The sequence below is a fragment of the Ferruginibacter sp. SUN002 genome, from assembly GCF_050611725.1.
GTDB lineage: Bacteria > Bacteroidota > Bacteroidia > Chitinophagales > Chitinophagaceae > Ferruginibacter.
The window spans coordinates 1,960,658-1,979,026 of record NZ_JBODJB010000001.1 but is presented as its reverse complement, the minus strand read 5'-3'; the positions used below and the strand labels follow the sequence as shown (position 1 = coordinate 1,979,026).

Sequence of the window (18,369 nt, the reverse complement as noted above, 5' to 3'; positions counted from 1 at the left end):
AATTATACTGTGGCCTCATCTGCAAGATCAACCTCTATCTTTAAATTATCAATAATAAAATCTTGTCTTGATGGAGTATTCTTTCCCATGTAATATTCAAGCAATTGCTGGATATGCGTATCGGGCAGCATCATCACAGGTTGCAGTTTCATGTCTCTGCCAATGAATCTTGCAAACTCATCAGGACTGATCTCACCCAAACCCTTAAACCTAGTGATCTCGGGCTTTCCGGTCAGTTTTTTGATTGCTTCTTGCTTTTCCTTTTCATCGTAACAATAAATGGTTTCTTTTTTATCTCTTACTCTGAATAAAGGTGTTTCTAAAATATAAACGTGGCCATTCTTAACCAGATCCGGAAAGAATTGCAGGAAAAAAGTCATCAACAATAGACGAATATGCATACCATCCACATCGGCATCGGTAGCAAATACAATATTATTATAGCGAAGTGTATCGTAGCCTTCTTCAATATTCAATGCATGTTGCAAAAGATTAAACTCCTCGTTTTCATAAACTACTTTCTTAGTAAGACCAAAGCAGTTCAACGGTTTACCCCGTAAGCTAAACACAGCCTGCGTTTCAACATTCCTTGCTTTAGTAATACTACCACTTGCACTATCTCCTTCTGTAATAAATATTGTACTTTCTTTTGCCTTTTCGACTATCTTATCTTTTTCTTTTCCTGTAGCTTCATCGTTATAATGATACTTACAATCTCTTAATTTTTTATTATGAAGATTTGCTTTTTTAGCTCTTTCATTTGCCAATTTTCTGATACCGGATAATTCCTTACGCTCTCTTTCATTTTGTTCGATCCGTTTTTTTAAAGCATCGGCTGTTGCAGGATTTTTATGCAGAAAATTATCCAGTTCCTTCGTTAAAAAATCTCCGATAAAATTTCGCATACTTGGTCCGCCTTCGTATACATTTTGAGAACCAAGTTTGGTTTTTGTTTGAGATTCAAAAACAGGCTCCTGTACACGAACACTTATTGCCGCACAAATACTACCACGTATATCAGACGCATCGTAATCTTTTTTATAAAAATCTCTAACGGTCTTGATAAACGCTTCTCTGAATGCAGCCAAATGCGTACCGCCTTGGGTAGTGAACTGGCCATTCACAAAACTGTAATATTCTTCGCCATAGGCACTTTCATGGGTTATGGCTACTTCAATATCCTCGCCTTTTAAGTGGATGATCGGATAACGAATTTCATCTTCATTGGTCTTGCGTTGCAAGAGATCCAGCAAACCATTCTTACTTATATAGCGTTTGCCATTTAGGTTCATTACCAACCCTGCATTCAGGTAACAGTAATTCCAAAACTGATTATCTAAATACTCTTGTACAAAATGGTAATTTTTAAAAATGGTATTATCAGGTGTAAATTCTACATAGGTTCCGTTTGCTTCTTTGGTAGCAGTTTCTTTATGTTCTTTAATAAGATTGCCTCTTTCAAATTCAGCCGTTTTTTCTTTCCCGTCTCGATAAGAAGTAACCTTGAAATGGTTGCTTAACGCATTTACCGCTTTAGTACCTACCCCATTCAAACCAACACTTTTTTGAAAGGCCTTGCTATCGTATTTGGCTCCGGTATTTATTTTACTTACCACATCCACCACTTTACCTAGTGGTATCCCTCGTCCAAAGTCTCTTACCGAAATGATATTGTTGTTGATATTAACATCTACATTCTTTCCATTCCCCATCGTGTATTCATCAATGCAGTTGTCGATCACTTCTTTCAGCAATACATAAATACCATCGTCGGCACTGCTACCATCGCCTAATTTACCAATGTACATACCGGGACGAAGGCGTATATGTTCTTTCCAATCAAGACTTTTTATCGAGTCTTCCGTATAATCTAATTGTTCTTTTTCAGCCATTTTGTTTTTTTCAGCGTTGCAATATAGTAGAATGAGTGCATTTAACTGCAAAACGACTTATCCACACCGTTTTGAAAAATGTTAGAAATCAACACCGGCTTTAGTTTACCTTTATTTTATAAACTACGAATTTGACACCATTACAAAGCAACCTGGTAGCGATCAGTGAAATAGCTCTTGCAAAAGAATCTGAGAATGATGCGTTTAAAAGTTTTTTGCAATCGTCCGAGCCGGGTGAAATAGACCAAATCGTGTTCGACCTGAATGACCGGATCAGTCCAAAAATTGACTGCACTAACTGTGGCAATTGCTGCCGTGCATTCATGATCAACGTAAATGAGGAAGAAGCAAATGCGCTGGCTACCCATTTACAAATGCCTGTTGACGAACTGGAAGAAAAATATATAGAAAAAGGAAGTGGCGGCAGAATGATCATTAATACGATCCCTTGTCATTTCCTGTCTGAGAATAGATGTACCATCTATACGCACCGATTCAGCGGTTGCAGAGAATTTCCGCATCTCTATCAGCCGGGTTTCACCAAAAGGCTTTTCAGCATATTAATGTACTACAATACCTGCCCGATCATTTTTAATGTGGTTGAAAATTTAAAACTACAAACAGGCTTTACCACTCTTCGTTGATTATATTTTTTTTAACGGATGCAACTGGTTACTCTTGTTTTCTATCTGTATAAATGTTTAAAGGAGAAAATGATGAATACTTCTCATTAATTCTTGTCTTGATTAACATTTAAAACAACAAAAAAAAGTAACATGAAAAGCACAAAATTTCTAATGGCTATTGCCATTGCCACTACAGTTGGCTTTGTAAGCTGTAAACCCAAAGATGCAGATGTAAAAACTGCACTGGAAGAAAAAGTAAAAGCCGCTACTGAATTAGCAGGCATTACAGTTAGTGATGTAAAAGAAGGTGTAGCTAGCTTGACCGGAGAATTTAAAGATTCTGCCGCTTACGCAAAAGCAAACGAAGTTCTGGCCACTTTACAAAAAGATGTAAAAGGGTTGAAATCTTTTACAAATAATTTTACAGTAGCTCCTGCTGTTGTCCCTGCCTCAGTTAATACTGTTTTGGATGCTGCTACTCAGCAAAAAGTAAAAGACGGTTTAAAAGATTTTAAAGGTGTTAAGTATGAATTTGTTGGCGACAAAGTATTGTTGACCGGTTCGGTAACAATGGCCGACAGAATGAAGATCATGAAAATGCTTGGTGCAGCAAAAGTAAAATTCGATCCGGCAAGCAACTTGGTCAACGTCAAATAATTTCATTAAATCAAAACAAAAAATAAGAAAATGGCATTACAAGATAAATATGCAGAATTGATTCAAGCTGCTAATACAATAGGTGTAGCAGATCTAGCTATAGCTGAAAAAGACGGAATACTACATGTAAGCGGCACAGCAAATACAATAGCAGATTCCGATGCACTATGGGCAATCTTTAATAAGATCGATCCCGATATGGCGAGTGGTGATCTTTTATTGAGCATTGATGTTAAAGCCGAAGCAGGCGCTCAGTTAAAAGTTACAACAGATGCTTCTAATCTTAATATCAGAAGCACACCAAGTACTGAAGGCACTATCGTTGGTAAAGCAGCACACCACGAAATTGTTACTTTGGTTGAAAAAACTGATGACAGTTGGTGGAAGATCAAAACAAAAGATGGTGAAGAGGGATATGCTTTTGCACAATATCTTTCGCCGTTGTAAGATTTTTTGAGTTGAGCGTTTAAAAGCCATCTTTTATTAAGGGTGGCTTTTTATAATTTATCCCAAACCTCTTTCCCAAAATATTCCAAACTCGGGTCCCTTGCTCCCATCAACAACAACACACAGTTATCTGTTAAATGCGGACGTGCAGTTTCTAAAAACTCATTTCTATCTTCTACAAAAAAAGCATTTTTACCATGAGCTTTAATATCATTGATCAAATCGTTTGCAGAAATATCTTTCACAGCAGTACCACCGGCATAAAATATCTCACTCATCCATATTTCATCTTGCGACCTTAACACAGCAGCAATTTCTTTTACAAAATCAGCACGTAAAAATCTTGTAGGGCCATAACCATGCGGTTGAAACCAGGCAATTACTTTTGGTGCTACATACTGGCAAGCAGCAATAGAAGCAGCACACTTTGCAGGGTTGTGGGCATAATCATCAATGACCCAAACACCATTTTTTTGTCCGAGAATTTGGTGACGGCGATAAATACCTTCGTAATTTTTTAATGCATCCGCACAGATTTGCAAACTTACTCCTAATTGATTGGCTACGGCAGTAGCAGCCAAAGCATTTTCCATATTATGCTTCCCAACTGTATTGATTGAATATTGAATATTGTTTATCGAATATTGAATATTGAATCCTTCTTGATGAAAGCCTTTTGCAATATATCCGGCATTTGAATTTTCATCAGTAGAAAAATCATTTGTATCATTAGCAGATAATTTTTTTGCCAATGCGTTCGATTGATTGACAACAAACAATTCAGTTGTATTTTTTTTGAATGTGCCGAATATCTGCATCAACTCATCAATCTCCTGATGGTCTTTATCAATATTCAACAACAGTCCTACTTCTGGATGATATTGAACAATACTCCCATCACTTTCATCTGCTTCAATTACTAACCACTCTCCTGGACCAACTTTTGCATTACCAATTTTTCCTTCTTTGATGATGCTTACCAATCCGGCTCCACTAATAATACTTGGCTGCATACCTGCGAATTGTAAAATATCAAATAACATCGCACTGGTGGTACTCTTACCGGATGTGCCACCTACCGCTATTGTTTTTTTGCTTTTTGCAATAATGGCCAGTACCTCACTGCGTTTTAGAATGGGAATATTTAATTGTTTTGCCTTTTGTACTTCCATCACAGTATCTTCAATAGCGGTTGATACTACTACCAGATCTGTTTGCTCTGTAATGCCTTCGCCATTTTGCAAAAAACATTGTATCCCTTCGGCATGTAATTTCTCTTTTGTATCATTAAAAGTATCAGGCGTAAAATATCTGTCGCTGCCACTCACATTTTTCCCGATACCCGATAAGTATTGAGCAATGGCACTCATGCCTGTTCCTGCAACACCAATAAAAAAAACATTTTTAAAATCGTTGATAGTCTTTATCATTCAATATTTCATTTTGTAAAACAAAGATGCCGCATTTTAAAATAAAAAGAGTTCATTGCTGAACTCTTTTTAACACCCTCGGATAAGGTTTATAAAGCAGGGATAGTAAACTAATCTTTTACTTTGCTCAAAACAAAGCCAACGACCGCACCTCCTAGCCCCCAAAGAACAGTTGAAGCTGCTACATCAATTAAGACACCTTTTCTACTCAATAAATGAGTAAGACCATACATCAAAGTATCCATCGAAGCAGATATCAACAGCCCCATTACTGCTCCCAAAAATATTCCGCCGGCTAAAGTTGTTGTATTTGTTTTGAGGAATATGTATGCAATAAATACACCGCCAACAAGATTACCAAAGAGAACATAAAGTAACAGTGGCTCTTGTCTGTTGACGCCAATAGGTGCAGGTAGACCATGTTGCTGGTTCATAAAATCCATTAACAACATTCCGTATATGAGCCAGCCGAGAAGGAATAGGGCAATGCCACCAACTAATCCTCCAATTACTAATTTTTTTGCGTTCATAAATGTAAAGTTTTTCGTTAAGTGAATTTTTTCTCTAACAAAATAGTAATTTGTCTTACCAAATGCAATAGCCTTCTGGAAGAACGCTTAATTCCTTTAAGCTAATATTAACATTTGTGGAAAACCTCTTCTCTCTTTGCACCGTAAATAGTAGAAAATAAAAAAATGAAATCATTGTTTGCTACCATCGTCGCCGTTATGAGTTTTATCTCTTGTGCACAAACACAATCGAATAATGTTGTTGATATAGAAAGCGGTAACATCACGCCAAACAAAAAGGAAGCAGTTGCTACTTTTGCAGAAGGCTGTTTTTGGCATGCCGAAATTGTTTTTCAAAGTTTGAAAGGTGTAAGAGATGCAGTTTCAGGCTACGCCGGAGGCCATACAAAAAATCCTGATTATGAAACGGTTTGTACCGGTAGTACGGGTCATGCTGAAACCGTTCAGGTATATTATGATTCATCGGTTATTAGCTTTGAAACATTGGTAGATGCTTTTTTTGCAAGTCAGGATCCTACAACACTTAACCGACAAGGAAACGATGTTGGTACAGAATACCGATCTATTGCATTTTATAGAAACAGCCGGGAAAAAGAGATCATTAATGATGCCATCAAAAAGCTGACCGACGCAAAAAAGTATAAAAACAAGATCGTAACTGAAGTTGTTCCTTTTACAAAATTTTATCCTGCAGAAGATTATCATCAGGAATTTATAAAACTGAACCCCGGTAATTCCTACGTTAAAAATGTATCTATTCCCGATTTCTTAAAATTCAAAAAAGAATTTAAGGGCAATTTCAAGTAAAAATGTGGATAAACTGTCAGCCGATTGAAGTCAAAAACCGGGTTACCTTTGGCAAAATCCTGTATTAAAAGGCAGAAATTATAGGTTTGCAGCTGTATTGGATGGTTTTTTTCAGGTTTTAATGCTGCTTTCTTAAATATTTATCAAACAAAAACAAATATGGTACAAAAAACTTATTTCAAGACCAAAGATTATTGCAAAGTAAAATTCACTTTTAACGTGGCTGATGCTGAAACAGTAGAAATTCTTGGCCTGAACAGCGACTGGGAAAATTCTGTGATATTGAGCAAAAAGAAAGACGGCAGTTTTACAACTGATGTTTCTTTGCCTAAAGACAGTAAACATGAATTCAAATATTTAGTAAATAAAACTGAATGGTTAACTGAAACTGAAGCTGACGGATTAACTCCTGATAACTTCGGCGGAAATAACAGCCTTTTGGTTATCTAATTTATAAAAAAGTCCCGCTGATGGCGGGACTTTTTATTTCATTCTTCTCCACTTCTCCGGTAGTTTTAGAAAGGTTTATATTTGTGAGATAACCAGTTTATCTGCTCACACTTTTTAATGTTTAAAAACAACTATTTATACCGGCTTTACAAAACCAATAAACTTTGGTTTTCTTTTTTCGTTTTATTTATTGCAGGAACAATTGTTACCCACAAAACCGGTGTTGAAATAACTCCTTTTTTTGTATGGGGCATGTATAGTAGCAAAGATTCGGTTAAACCTGTTTATGAAATACTGGAAGTTACTATTAACAATACCGAAAAATTAAAACTCGATCAAACATTTGCAGAACCCTATAGAATGATGATCTATACCAGCTTTGATAAATACAACCGCTATGTAAAAGATAATTATACCGATTCACTACAATTTTACAGAGCAGGTGAAACCGGTTTACTACGCCGTACACAACATTATTTTGCAAGTAAAACAGCCAACGCCACAGAAAACATACATCAATACCCTACATGGCTCAAACGTTATATTGGCAAGGCATTAAATAAAAATGTAGAGAGGATCGATGTCGACAAAGTAACATTTACATATAACGAGAAAGGGTATGCAACAATCATCAGTAAAACAAATTTGTTACACGAATGATGCATATTGCTGATATAAAAAAAGAGGAAAAACATCGGATCATTCTTACACGGATTGTTTTTGGATTTATTCTGCTAGCTATTGCATACAGGTATTTCAATCATACGCTATTGCACCAGATGCAGGCACCGCCGTTAAAATATCCTTCGATTGATTATACCTATTGGCTGGTGCATTATACAGGCATTCCCGACCTGCTTGCATCCAATAAAATTGCAGGATTGTTATTCGACGCAAGTGTGACCTTTAGTGCGCTATTTCTTTTCTTATTTCCTTTGAAAAGATATTTTGCCATCAGCTTTACCCTACTTTATTTTTTATACATCATCTGCTACAATAGTTATGCAATGCATCATGCACATCCCATGAATGGCATATTAATTTTGTCAATAGCTTTCTGGCCAAAAAAAACATCAACCTTCAAAATAATTTGGGAAGGTGTTCGATATATGATCATCTTTATTTATGCAGATGCTTTTTTATGGAAATTATTCAGCGGAGCTATATTCAACCCTGAACAAGGAATGGCGAATATTAAAGAGAATATAGGATGGATAATGCTTGGAGACAATATCCCTGTTTTCAATAAAGATTTTTATGCATTCTTTTTACGTAACAATAGCATAGTACAGGTAGGCTATATCTGTACAATATTGCTTGAAGGCTTTGTTATTATAGGATTCTTTACCAAAAAATTCGACAAATATTTATTCTGGTGCCCCATAATAATTCATGTAGTAAATTATTTTTTTATTGATGTTTGTTTTTTAGAAACCACTATTGTTAGTGTCGTATTTTTAAACCTTCGTGCAATTCCTTACCTTGTAGAAAAACTATTTTATAATTTACCCAAGAAAATGATTCCCGACCAATTGGGATGATTACGTATATACCATGCTGAAAGATATTTTACAAGCTATTTTAATAAATCCTGCAAATGCCCAACACTTTACACCCGATGAAGCGGCGGCGATTCAGGTCATTGAAAATGTTCCGATCTTATTATTAAAAAATACCGAAGCCACCATTGAAACAAATGCTGCATTGCATAACGAATTAGGGAGTTCATTTAATTATGCTGACCATTATGAAAAAGATGCGCAAGCCTATGATTACTTTGGAGGTGATGCATCGAGTGCAACAAGATTAGAACGTAATTATTCCCGGCAAACAATTACCTCAAAGATCCCGGCTTCTGCAAATCTCATTCTTGATGTAGGTTGTGGTGATGGCTGGGTTGCCAAAACGTTTTTGCAAAAAAACAAAAAAGTGATCTCGATGGACATTTCCACAGCTAATCCCATAAGAGTATTAAAAGAAAATCCATCAGATAACCATGCAGCAGTTGTAGCAGATGTTTTCCATTTACCTTTTGCAAAAAATAGTTTTGATGCCATTATTGCTTCTGAAATAATTGAGCATGTATACGACCCCAAACTTTTTATAGAAAAACTTGTAGCGGTTCTAAAGCCGGGAGGAAAATTAATATTGGCAACACCTTACAATGAAACATTGGTCTACCATTTGTGTGTGCATTGCAATAAACCCACCCCTGCCAATGCCCACTTGCATTCATTCAATGAAAAAAATATTATTCATTTTTTCCCCGACCAGGGTATTGAATTCAGTTTTGAAAAACTGATCAATAATTATGCTTTGAAAATACGCTTTTACAATCTTGTAAAATTTCTACCTTATACAATCTGGAAATTACTGGATAAACTATTTAATAAAATAATGAATAAGCCCAGATTATTTATCATAACTGTCACTAAATTATCATAGGTTTACCTTTGATAATTTGACTAAATTCAGCTTACGTTTTATTTGAAAAAAGAGATCACTACCAGAATGTTTTTCTTACTGCTTAGTAAGTTGTTGCCCTTAATAGGGCAACTATTGATCATTTTCATTTTTTCAAGACAATTGTCATATGATGATTATGGCAGTTATCAATCGATCTGGCTATACATGAACATCCTGAGTGTTATAGGACTATTTGGGTTGCCTGCTTTGCTGCTCTCTACTTCATTAAAAAACATAGTGGACTGGATCAAGGGAAACAGAAGAACGGCTATCCCTGTTTTATTATTGCTGAATTTATTACCGGTGGTTTATCTCATCACAATAGTTCAGCATTTTTCTATTTGTGTAAAATGTTTACTACTGTTTGTAATAATTTTTCAAAATATTTCTATCATTATAGAGTCGCTTGCAATTAAAAATGAGCGTGAAAAAAATGTCGTATTCAGCAATATCATTTTTTCGGCTTTATTTTTTGTATGGCATTTGTATGTGTTGAACAGTGGTTTTTCGTTGGAAAAATTGTTGCCGGGACTACTACTACTCTATGTACTAAAAAGCTGCTTGTTATTTCATAAAAAGATATTTAACCTTAGCATCCCTACTCTAATTATTACTCCAAATATAATTGGCAACCAATGGTTTTACCTGGGCATTAATGACGTGTTGGGTGTGTTATTTAAATGGCTGGACAAATGGGTGATTCTTTTAATGCTTACAGCTACACAATTTGCTATTTATTTTAACGGAGCTTATGAGATACCAATATTTGCGCTAATGGTAAGTGCAGTAGGCAGCATCATGCTGGTTGAATTATCCAAACCTTCCGATAATTTTTCAGAACGGGCATCTACTACTTTTAAAAGCACAAGTCTTTTGTTAGCATCGGTTGTTTTTCCTGCATTTTGTTTTTTATTATTTTTTAATCAAGATTTTTTTATCTTTTTTTTCGGAGTAAAATATACGGCTTCTATCCCGGTTTTCATTATCAGCATCTTCATTTTACCTGTACGTATTGCTAATTATACGGCCGTTTTGCAAGTGTTGCATAGAAACGATTTGATTGTAAAAGGGGCTGTATTGGACATCTGCATTGCTATTGTTATGATGCTGATCTTATACCCAATACTTCATGAAAGAGGCATTGCTTTGGCTTTTGTTATATCAACGTATTTACAGGTGGCGTATTACTTGTGGCATACCGGCAAATTATTGAAGAAAAAGATTTACACCTTTTTTCCTTTACAAAAACTGGCATTGATCATGCTTTTTAGCTTGATTACAATGCTATCAAGCAGATATGCTTTGATACTTTTATCTCCACTTAATAAAATCATGGCAGGTGCTTTAATATGCAGTATAATCATATTACTGTTACTTTTGTATCATTTTAAAGTTGATAAAAAATCTGTCTAATTTTTTATGGCACTACTCCGAAAATTAAATGTAAAAGCAAAAGCAGAAAGCAATACAGGATTTGGCACAAATGCATCAGATTATGGCGGACGTTTTTTAAACAAGAACGGCTTACCGAATATAGAGAAAAAAGGGATCGGCTTTTTTGAAAGCATCAGTTGGTATCATAAACTTTTACAAATACCACAGTGGAAATTCATCAGTATTATCTTCCTTTATTACATCTCAGTCAATTTCATTTTTGCGATTATTTATTTTGTCATAGGTGTAGAACATTTAGCAGGTATAGTTGCTAATTCTACAGCAGAAAAATTTGGCGAAGCTTATTTCTTCAGTGCACAAACATTTACTACTGTTGGTTATGGACGTATCAGCCCTACAGGTTTTTTAAGCAGTACTGTCGCTGCTGTTGAAGCATTGATTGGTTTATTGACCTTTGCTATTGCCACTGGTTTGTTTTATGGCAGATTCTCCAAACCAAGAGCATACCTTCGTTTCAGCGAAAACATTCTTTTGGCTCCTTTTAAAGATGGTGTGGCATTAATGATGAGAGTAGCAACTTATAAAAACCATAACCTTACTGATGCTGAGACAAAACTAACCGCTGGTATTACAGTAGAAGAGAACGGGAAGCCGGTGAATAAATTCTTTAAGATGGAGATGGAGTATAATACTGTCAATGCACTACCTCTTAGTTGGACCATCGTTCATCCCATTAATGAAGACAGTCCTTTTTATAGATTTTCTTTAGAAGATTTTAAAACAGGCAAGGCTGAAATATTATTATTCCTTAAAGCATTTGATGACATGTTCAGTAATACTGTTGCTGCAAGAACTTCTTATACATTAAATGAATTGGTGATCGGTGCTAAGTTTTTACCAATGTTCCATCGCAGTGCAGATAGCGGTAAAACAATTTTAGATATTACTAAATTGAATAGCTATGTTGATGCCGATATCAGCTTTGCATTTGCTGAAGAAAGAAATATTGCCAATGCTTAGAGATCATAGAATGATCTTGTTCTGTTTATCTTCAGATCTCTTAGTATGCCTGATTTAGGACTGATGGTAATATTAAAGAAACGGTAGGTTCCAACAGGAGAAATATTGATAGCCATTTGCCAGCAATGCATATCTCTTGCCAGCGACAATGACATTGTTCCAAGTTCTTTTTGTGTAATATTATAAAAGCCATTGAAGCCTATTTGCCATTTAGGCGACAGACCTAATGTCCCGTTCCAGTTAATATCCTGAAAAGTATTTGTTTCATAGCCGCTGTAATCAGCTTTTCTGTTTCGTGTAAACCTTAAGGAATAAGAAAAGTTCACAGACCATGGAATACTGAAATCTGTAAACTCAGCAGGGTTATTGTTGATGTAAGCAGCTTCAGTTTGATATTCATCTAATGGCAAACCTGTTGCAGGATCATAAGGCTGTCCACTAAGCTGTTGTTGTTGCTGTCTGTCTTTCTTCTTATCGCCTTTTTTAGAGCCGCCTTGAAAACGAGTATTCATTGAAACACCACCTCCTAGAAACCTGCCAAGTGTGGCCCATTTACGTTTCCAAATTAGTTGTTTAGTCCTTTCTCCAAATTCATCCACATCATAAGGGTCCAGTGTAGCATTGGCTGTGATATTGAATTTATCAAACAGGTTTGTTCTTGCACTTAAACTGAATGTGCTCAACCGAAATGAATCTGCAAGAAAATTATAGTTACCACTAATGCTTAACCCATCGATCAAGGTTATTTTTTTAGATGCATCCGCAGCAGTATCTTTTTTATTACGCACTTTCATCTGGATATTATTATCAATACCAAAATTTAATCCCCCGAATTTGCCTTCTCCAAATGCACCAAACAAACTTCCATCATAAACAGAAAATCTGCCAAATCTACCAGACGTATCTATCTGAGTAGAGTAGTAAGAATGCCCATTCATATCCGGTTTATAGCTCATACCCAATGAAGGTCTGATTTCATGGCGTATAGCCTGTATCTTCGATTTCTTTTTAAAACCGAACATGCCAAAGATCCGGGTTGACATACCCATACCAAAAGACATTTCTCTTGCAGAATAAAATCCTTTGCTGATAGCAGTATCTATTTTTTCATTTACATCGTTCCATCTTCTGATAAATTTTTTCTGATACCACCTTTCGGTGTAACTCACACTCGGAGATATTTGTAAGGCCCCGAGCGGCGGTAAAGACAAACTGATTGGCACATTATGATTAGCGCCCCATTGCAAATTATTAGTGATCTGTGTTCCTATCGATGCTCTGTTGATCGTTTCATCATCTGTAAAATAGGTGAGGCTTTTTGCATTGGTATTAAGTGCTATCCCAATATTTTCGTACCACTTAGGTGTACCAACTGATTCTTTTTTTCTGAAAGGATATTGTGTATTTAAATTAAACGTAAGCTCAGGCAGTGTAACATTAATGATCTTAGTAATGGTATTCTGATTGTGATTGGCGCTGAGCGCAATATTATAAGGCTTGTCTTTCCATGTTTTAGAATATTGAATGGTAGAGTACAAATTGTTACTGAAATTTCTTGTAGGGCTATTCGGCACAAGCGAATTAAATTTACTGCTACCTGCATTTACATTAGCACTAAAAGTTACACCCGGCCTAGCTTTACTATCGGCACTATGGCTCCACCGTATATTAATGGTTTTGTTAGATGTAAAATCCGGATCTCCTTTGAAATTATATTTGAATCGCTGATAGTCTACTGCGAAATTTCCACTATAACGGTATCGCTTATAATATCTGGGGGTCACACTCATTGTCCAGCCGCCATATGAATATAGGGTACCCCTTAACGTTATATCCCAGTTGTCGCTTAAAACTTTGTAGTAACCCAACCCTTCCAGAGACAAACCCATTTGCTCATTGGAACTAAAAGCCGGTGCCAACAAACCGGAATGTCTGCCTTGTGATAAAGGATAGATACCAAAAGGTAAATACACCGGCAATGGAATACCTTCTATCTCAGGATGTACAGGACCTGTAATGGCCATCTTCTTATTAATGAATTTGATCTTACGACTAACAAAGGAGAAATGCGGCGTATCTAAATTACAAGTTGTAAATCTTCCATTCTTGGTATAGAAAACACTGGCATCCACTTTCTTTATCTTTTCGCCATAAACAAACATCTCCCCTTGTTTGGTATAGGTACCTTTAGTAAGCCCCTTACCCGTTTTCATATTAAACTGTATGGTATCGCTGATAGATTTGAATTCTCCCTGATTAAAAGTTGGAAAAGATATTACATGCCCAAGACTGTCTTTTTTAATAGTAGCTGTAACAAGACTTGTGGACTGATCAAACTCTATCCCCGGAGCTATCAGTTCATTATCATTGTATTTGGTTGATGCTTTTTTCCCATACAAATAGATCTTCTTCCCCGGCACATCCAATACCATCGAATCATCGGCATGATAAAATACCGGTGCATCCAAAGAATCTTTAGAGGTTCTTACATCAATCGTATCTATTTTTCTTTGAATAACAGGAGCCTCGGCAGGTGGGATCGAATCGGTTATTATATTTTTCGATCTTAACAAAACCCTTTGCGGAAGCAGGTAATCGTTACATCTTTTGACAGAGGCTACAACAGGTATTTTATATGTCCCCGTTAAACTTTTGTAAAAGTGATTTAACGCATAACCAGTTTGTCCACATATTAACGTAATTGCAATTAGCAGCAACACCGTTGAAGATGCCAATATGTATTTTGCCTTACCTTTGTTGTAGTTGTTCATTGCAGTTGCGGCAAAATTAATCATATTAGCTACAATAAGTTGTGAATAAACTCATAATTACTAACCGACAAAACCGATATAATATGTTTAAACAAAAGCTCATTATTTTGGCTTTATCCGCTTTTCCAATATTTTGTTTAACTACTCAGGCTCAAACCACGCCTAAAAAGATAAAAACAATTATTGTAGATGCCGGACACGGCGGCCACGATGGAGGAGCACACGGAGGATATGAAGGAGGCCTGAACAGTTCTGAAAAAAATGTTACCCTTGCCATTAGTAAGAAACTGGTAACCGAATTGCAGAAAGAATTTCCGGAAGTAAAGATCATCCCTACCCGTACAACAGATATTTACCAAAGCCCCAGAGAAAAAGCAGATATAGCCAACGAAAACAATGGCGATCTTTTCATCTGTATTCATGCCGATGCAGCTGCCTTAAAAACAGGTAGCAGGGTTATTGGCTACAAAACCGTTACGGTTTATGATACTAAAGTTGAATGGGTAAAAAAAGGAAATAAGAAAGTTAAGAAGGTTATCAAAACACCACGTAAGGTAGAAAAACCGATTTTACAATATTATAAATTACCTACGCAAAGAAGCGGAACAAGCGTTTGGTTATTTGGTGCTCATAAAACGGATGACAAGTTTAAAGCGATCATGGAAAATGAAGATTTTAATCTTCAAACGAGTTCTGACACAACGGATAAAGAAGATCTTGTTAAAACAACCAACAGAGAAATGAAGATACTTGCTGATATTTATGTAAAACGCTATCAGGAAAAAAGTATCCGCCTGGCCTCTTTTGTAAATGAGGAAGTAGAAAAAACCGGCAGGGCCGCATTGGGCATCAACCAACGCCAGGTAGGTATTTGGGTATTACAGGCTACCAAAATGCCGGCCATTTTGGTAGAAACGGGTTTTATTACCAACTATGACGATGAAAGATACCTGAACAGCGAAAAAGGACAACAAGAAATAGCCGAAGCTATAACCAATGCGGTTAAACGCTACAAAGAACAAATGGAAGCACCTAAACCCGTAGCTCCGGTAAAGGATACAATGGGTGTTAATAAAGCCCAATAACTTCTGTTTTCAAAGATTTAATTCGAGCTAACCAGCTTAGATTTACTATTTTTGATATACAAAACAATGCTGTTTATATAATGACAATTTCTAACGAGACGAAAGTAGGCGCACTCACATCCATTGCAATCGTGCTATTGATACTTGGCTTTAACTTTTTAAAAGGAAAGAGTTTTTCTAACCATAAAACTCAATATTATGCCATTTTCGATAACATCAAAGGACTTGCAAACAGTAACCCTGTTATGATCAATGGCAAACAGGTAGGTACTGTTTTCAGCACTGATGGCGGGCTTGACATGAGAAAGATAACCGTTACACTGAATATGTCATTACCGGTAAACATTCCTGCCAATTCTGTTGCTTTTGTTACGTCTTCACCTTTAGGTAATACTGCACTCGAAATAAAACTAGGTGACTCAACAAAATTTTACAGAGATGGCGATACCATCCTGACCAAAAAAGGCGGCGGCATGCTTGATGCAGTGCTCGAAAAAGTTGACCCGGTTCTATTTCAGGTATCCAATAGTTTGAGAGACCTAGATTCTATTTTAATTTCTGCCAATAGTTTGTTCGATCCTAATACAAAAAGTAATATCAGAAATATGATCGACAACCTGAATCATACTACTGCATCTCTTTCAATCTCTTCTGCATCTTTACAAACCTTATTGAATACGCAAACAGGTGCATTAGCAAAAACATTGAATAATGTTGGTTCGTTTACAGAAACACTGGCAAAGAATAATGATAAAATGACGGGCATCATTACCAATGTAGAAAAAACAACCGCTACATTTTCTAAACTAGATCTTGAGAATACACTTACTACATTAAACGGGACTATATCCAATTTAAAAACCACCATTGGCAAGATCAATAGCGATACCGGTACTTTAGGCCTGTTGATGAACGATAAAAAATTATACAATAACCTTACTGCATCTACCAATAAATTGAATTTGTTATTAGATGATCTTCGATTACATCCTAAGCGATACATCAACATATCCGTATTTGGCAAAAAAGAGAAGGAAGGGCCTTTAATGGTTCCCCTACCCGATACCGTTAATGCTCCGTATATAAAACAATAGGCAATGAGGAAACGCCGGGTAACAATTATTTTTTTTTGTCGCTTACTGATAGCACTGTTTTTCATTTTAATTAAAACAGATCTGGCTGCACAACAGATCATTACTCAGCCAAAGGCCGATGACACTACCCGTATCATTCAGATCATTCAGGGAAAGAGTTTAAGGGAAAAAACAATTGATGATTCCACCACCATTCAAACCATTGCAGGCAATGTAATTTTGAAAGAAGCTTTCACCACTTTTTCATGCGATAGCGCCAGTATTAACAGACGTACCAATGTACTGGAAGCGTTTGGCAATATTCATATCAACCAAAGTGATAGCATCCACACTTACTCTCAATACCTCAAATATTTAGGTAAAGAAAGAGTAGCCTATTTGGAACGCAACGTAAAAATGACGGACAAAAAAAGCACACTGCTCACTAGTGGCTTTGAATATAATTTAGCCACAGGCATTGGTCAATATACGCATGGCGGGAAAGTAATAAACGGCAAAACTGTATTAACAAGCGAAGAAGGTGTTTATTATTCGGATACGAAAGATGTATATTTTAGAACGAACGTACATTTAACCGATCCTAAATATGATATTAAGAATGATAGTTTACTCTACAATACACAAACACAGATCGCAACTTTCATCAGTCCTACATATATCAAGAGTGAGAACGGTGGCGATATTTATACAACAGAAGGAACCTATGATCTTAAAAGTGGTAAAGCTTTTTTTGGCAAAAGAAGTATTATTAAAGACAGTACAAGAACTTATGTAGCCGACACACAAGCTTTTGATGAAGCAAGCGGTATTGCTCAATTAGAAGGCAATGCTATCATCAAGGATAGTGTGAACGGATATACGATCATCGGGAATCAAATATTTCTCAATCTAAAAACCAACTCTTTTTTAGCTACCAGAAAGCCCGTACTTATTTTTAAAGGCGAAGGGACTGACAGTACTTTTATTGCCGCTGACACTTTGTTCTCAGGTATTGAAAGAAGAGATAGTCTTCAACTTGCAGACTCCTTAGTTCTTGATACATTAAAAACAACAACAACGGTCAATACTTCTTCGGATACTGCTGTACGTTACTTTCAGGCTTTTCATCATGTCCGTATTTTTAATGATTCTTTACAAGCTGTTTGTGATAGCCTCTACTACTCTTCTTTGGATTCTACCTTCAGATTATTTGACAAGCCTGTACTATTCAACAGCAACTCTCAAATATCGGGAGATACTATCTATCTATTTACAAAAAACAGAAAAGCCGAACGACTATATGCATTCTACAATGCCATGGTGATCAATAAAGCAAACGAACAAATGTATAATCAGATCGGGAGTCGAACATTGAATGGTTATTTTGTAAATGGATCATTAGATTATATAAGAGCTAAGGGCACCCCCGCCGAAAGCGTTTTTTATCCGCAGGATAAAGACAGCGCATATATAGGTATGAACAGAAGTAAAGGAGATGTAATTGATATTTATTTTGTAGATAAAGAAGTAAACAAGGTTAAGTTCATCAACGATGTTGATGGCACATTGTATCCGCTGCGGCAAACACCCGAGGACCAGAAAAAATTAAAAGGATTTGATTGGCAGGATAAACGAAGACCCAAGAGCAGATTTGAATTGTTTGAATAAAAATCTTTCGAAATTAAAAGCCCCGGATAAATCCGGGGCTTTTAATTAAGGT

Annotated in this window: 17 protein-coding genes; 13 read left to right on the top strand and 4 right to left on the bottom strand. The window is 36.2% G+C overall.

The genetic code is table 11. The features are described from left to right. Nucleotides 1–2 precede the first annotated feature (2 nt). Nucleotides 3–1,892, bottom strand: a complete 1,890-nt coding sequence (locus ACQ33O_RS08915) for a DNA topoisomerase IV subunit B (RefSeq protein WP_430995222.1) — start codon at nt 1,890–1,892, stop codon at nt 3–5. 131 nt (nt 1,893–2,023) lie between these two features. Between ACQ33O_RS08915 and ACQ33O_RS08910 the strand changes: the two genes are divergently transcribed. The 3 genes from ACQ33O_RS08910 to ACQ33O_RS08900 all read left to right on the top strand — a co-directional run bounded on the left by ACQ33O_RS08910 (nt 2,024) and on the right by ACQ33O_RS08900 (nt 3,622). Continuing rightward, nucleotides 2,024–2,536, top strand: coding sequence for a YkgJ family cysteine cluster protein (locus ACQ33O_RS08910; protein WP_430995221.1), 513 nt, complete (start codon nt 2,024–2,026; stop codon nt 2,534–2,536). 132 nt (nt 2,537–2,668) lie between these two features. Next, nucleotides 2,669–3,175 (top strand): hypothetical protein, encoded by a 507-nt coding sequence (locus ACQ33O_RS08905; protein WP_430995220.1) that lies wholly within the window; start codon nt 2,669–2,671, stop codon nt 3,173–3,175. A 30-nt stretch (nt 3,176–3,205) separates the two neighbouring features. After that, entirely contained in the window at nt 3,206–3,622 is a 417-nt protein-coding gene (locus ACQ33O_RS08900; protein ID WP_430995219.1) for an SH3 domain-containing protein, read from the top strand. A gap of 50 nt (nt 3,623–3,672) precedes the next feature. Here ACQ33O_RS08900 and ACQ33O_RS08895 read toward each other — a convergent pair whose 3' ends face one another. Both ACQ33O_RS08895 and ACQ33O_RS08890 read right to left on the bottom strand, forming a co-directional pair. Then, complete coding sequence (locus ACQ33O_RS08895; protein WP_430995218.1) at nt 3,673–5,052, bottom strand: UDP-N-acetylmuramate--L-alanine ligase; 1,380 nt, start codon at nt 5,050–5,052, stop codon at nt 3,673–3,675. A gap of 110 nt (nt 5,053–5,162) precedes the next feature. After that, nucleotides 5,163–5,582 carry a hypothetical protein gene (locus ACQ33O_RS08890; protein WP_430995217.1) on the bottom strand — a complete coding sequence of 140 codons (420 nt, stop codon included), beginning with the start codon at nt 5,580–5,582 and terminating at the stop codon, nt 5,163–5,165. A 165-nt stretch (nt 5,583–5,747) separates the two neighbouring features. Here ACQ33O_RS08890 and msrA point away from each other — a divergent pair, with 165 nt between their 5' ends. The 7 genes from msrA to ACQ33O_RS08855 all read left to right on the top strand — a co-directional run bounded on the left by msrA (nt 5,748) and on the right by ACQ33O_RS08855 (nt 11,720). Beyond that, nucleotides 5,748–6,389, top strand: a complete 642-nt coding sequence (gene msrA, locus ACQ33O_RS08885; protein WP_430995216.1) for a peptide-methionine (S)-S-oxide reductase MsrA — start codon at nt 5,748–5,750, stop codon at nt 6,387–6,389. A 159-nt stretch (nt 6,390–6,548) separates the two neighbouring features. After that, a complete protein-coding gene (locus tag ACQ33O_RS08880) occupies nt 6,549–6,839 on the top strand; it encodes an isoamylase early set domain-containing protein (RefSeq protein WP_430995215.1) in 291 nt (96 codons plus the stop codon). 117 nt (nt 6,840–6,956) lie between these two features. After that, on the top strand, nt 6,957–7,499 hold the full coding sequence (locus tag ACQ33O_RS08875; protein WP_430995214.1) for a hypothetical protein: 543 nt from the start codon (nt 6,957–6,959) through the stop codon (nt 7,497–7,499). Beyond that, the gene (locus ACQ33O_RS08870) at nt 7,496–8,380 is read left to right on the top strand and encodes a hypothetical protein (protein WP_430995213.1); all 885 of its coding nucleotides are present in this window, start codon (nt 7,496–7,498) and stop codon (nt 8,378–8,380) included. Before ACQ33O_RS08875 ends, ACQ33O_RS08870 begins: the two co-directional genes overlap by 4 nt. A 13-nt stretch (nt 8,381–8,393) precedes the next feature. After that, the gene (locus ACQ33O_RS08865) at nt 8,394–9,284 is read left to right on the top strand and encodes a class I SAM-dependent methyltransferase (RefSeq protein ID WP_430995212.1); all 891 of its coding nucleotides are present in this window, start codon (nt 8,394–8,396) and stop codon (nt 9,282–9,284) included. Nucleotides 9,285–9,326: 42 nt separating this feature from the next. Further along, nucleotides 9,327–10,718 carry a lipopolysaccharide biosynthesis protein gene (locus tag ACQ33O_RS08860; protein WP_430995211.1) on the top strand — a complete coding sequence of 464 codons (1,392 nt, stop codon included), beginning with the start codon at nt 9,327–9,329 and terminating at the stop codon, nt 10,716–10,718. A 6-nt stretch (nt 10,719–10,724) separates the two neighbouring features. Continuing rightward, nucleotides 10,725–11,720: an ion channel gene (locus ACQ33O_RS08855; protein ID WP_430995210.1), complete on the top strand. Its 996-nt coding sequence runs from the start codon at nt 10,725–10,727 to the stop codon at nt 11,718–11,720. Here ACQ33O_RS08855 and ACQ33O_RS08850 read toward each other — a convergent pair. Next, nucleotides 11,717–14,515, bottom strand: coding sequence for a putative LPS assembly protein LptD (locus ACQ33O_RS08850; protein WP_430995209.1), 2,799 nt, complete (start codon nt 14,513–14,515; stop codon nt 11,717–11,719). The two genes, ACQ33O_RS08855 and ACQ33O_RS08850, sit on opposite strands and share 4 nt — an antisense overlap. Nucleotides 14,516–14,574: 59 nt before the next feature. Here ACQ33O_RS08850 and ACQ33O_RS08845 point away from each other — a divergent pair, with 59 nt between their 5' ends. From ACQ33O_RS08845 to ACQ33O_RS08835, 3 genes are all read left to right on the top strand, one after another. Beyond that, the gene (locus ACQ33O_RS08845; protein WP_430995208.1) at nt 14,575–15,576 is read left to right on the top strand and encodes an N-acetylmuramoyl-L-alanine amidase family protein; all 1,002 of its coding nucleotides are present in this window, start codon (nt 14,575–14,577) and stop codon (nt 15,574–15,576) included. Between the two features lie 80 nt (nt 15,577–15,656). Continuing rightward, nucleotides 15,657–16,670: an MlaD family protein gene (locus ACQ33O_RS08840; protein ID WP_430995207.1), complete on the top strand. Its 1,014-nt coding sequence runs from the start codon at nt 15,657–15,659 to the stop codon at nt 16,668–16,670. Nucleotides 16,671–16,673: 3 nt separating this feature from the next. Then, nucleotides 16,674–18,317, top strand: a complete 1,644-nt coding sequence (locus ACQ33O_RS08835; protein WP_430995206.1) for an OstA-like protein — start codon at nt 16,674–16,676, stop codon at nt 18,315–18,317. Nucleotides 18,318–18,369: the final 52 nt, after the last annotated feature.

Excerpts from the sequence above, each read along its gene's own strand:
- ACQ33O_RS08915 (WP_430995222.1), bottom strand. The coding sequence starts at position 1,892 with ATGGCTGAAAAAGAACAATTAGATTATACGGAAGACTCGATAAAAAGT.
- ACQ33O_RS08905 (WP_430995220.1), top strand. The coding sequence starts at position 2,669 with ATGAAAAGCACAAAATTTCTAATGGCTATTGCCATTGCCACTACAGTT.
- ACQ33O_RS08900 (WP_430995219.1), top strand. The coding sequence starts at position 3,206 with ATGGCATTACAAGATAAATATGCAGAATTGATTCAAGCTGCTAATACA.
- ACQ33O_RS08895 (WP_430995218.1), bottom strand. The coding sequence starts at position 5,052 with ATGATAAAGACTATCAACGATTTTAAAAATGTTTTTTTTATTGGTGTT.
- ACQ33O_RS08890 (WP_430995217.1), bottom strand. The coding sequence starts at position 5,582 with ATGAACGCAAAAAAATTAGTAATTGGAGGATTAGTTGGTGGCATTGCC.
- msrA (WP_430995216.1), top strand. The coding sequence starts at position 5,748 with ATGAAATCATTGTTTGCTACCATCGTCGCCGTTATGAGTTTTATCTCT.
- ACQ33O_RS08880 (WP_430995215.1), top strand. The coding sequence starts at position 6,549 with ATGGTACAAAAAACTTATTTCAAGACCAAAGATTATTGCAAAGTAAAA.
- ACQ33O_RS08875 (WP_430995214.1), top strand. The coding sequence starts at position 6,957 with ATGTTTAAAAACAACTATTTATACCGGCTTTACAAAACCAATAAACTT.
- ACQ33O_RS08870 (WP_430995213.1), top strand. The coding sequence starts at position 7,496 with ATGATGCATATTGCTGATATAAAAAAAGAGGAAAAACATCGGATCATT.
- ACQ33O_RS08865 (WP_430995212.1), top strand. The coding sequence starts at position 8,394 with ATGCTGAAAGATATTTTACAAGCTATTTTAATAAATCCTGCAAATGCC.
- ACQ33O_RS08855 (WP_430995210.1), top strand. The coding sequence starts at position 10,725 with ATGGCACTACTCCGAAAATTAAATGTAAAAGCAAAAGCAGAAAGCAAT.
- ACQ33O_RS08850 (WP_430995209.1), bottom strand. The coding sequence starts at position 14,515 with ATGATTAATTTTGCCGCAACTGCAATGAACAACTACAACAAAGGTAAG.
- ACQ33O_RS08845 (WP_430995208.1), top strand. The coding sequence starts at position 14,575 with ATGTTTAAACAAAAGCTCATTATTTTGGCTTTATCCGCTTTTCCAATA.
- ACQ33O_RS08840 (WP_430995207.1), top strand. The coding sequence starts at position 15,657 with ATGACAATTTCTAACGAGACGAAAGTAGGCGCACTCACATCCATTGCA.
- ACQ33O_RS08835 (WP_430995206.1), top strand. The coding sequence starts at position 16,674 with ATGAGGAAACGCCGGGTAACAATTATTTTTTTTTGTCGCTTACTGATA.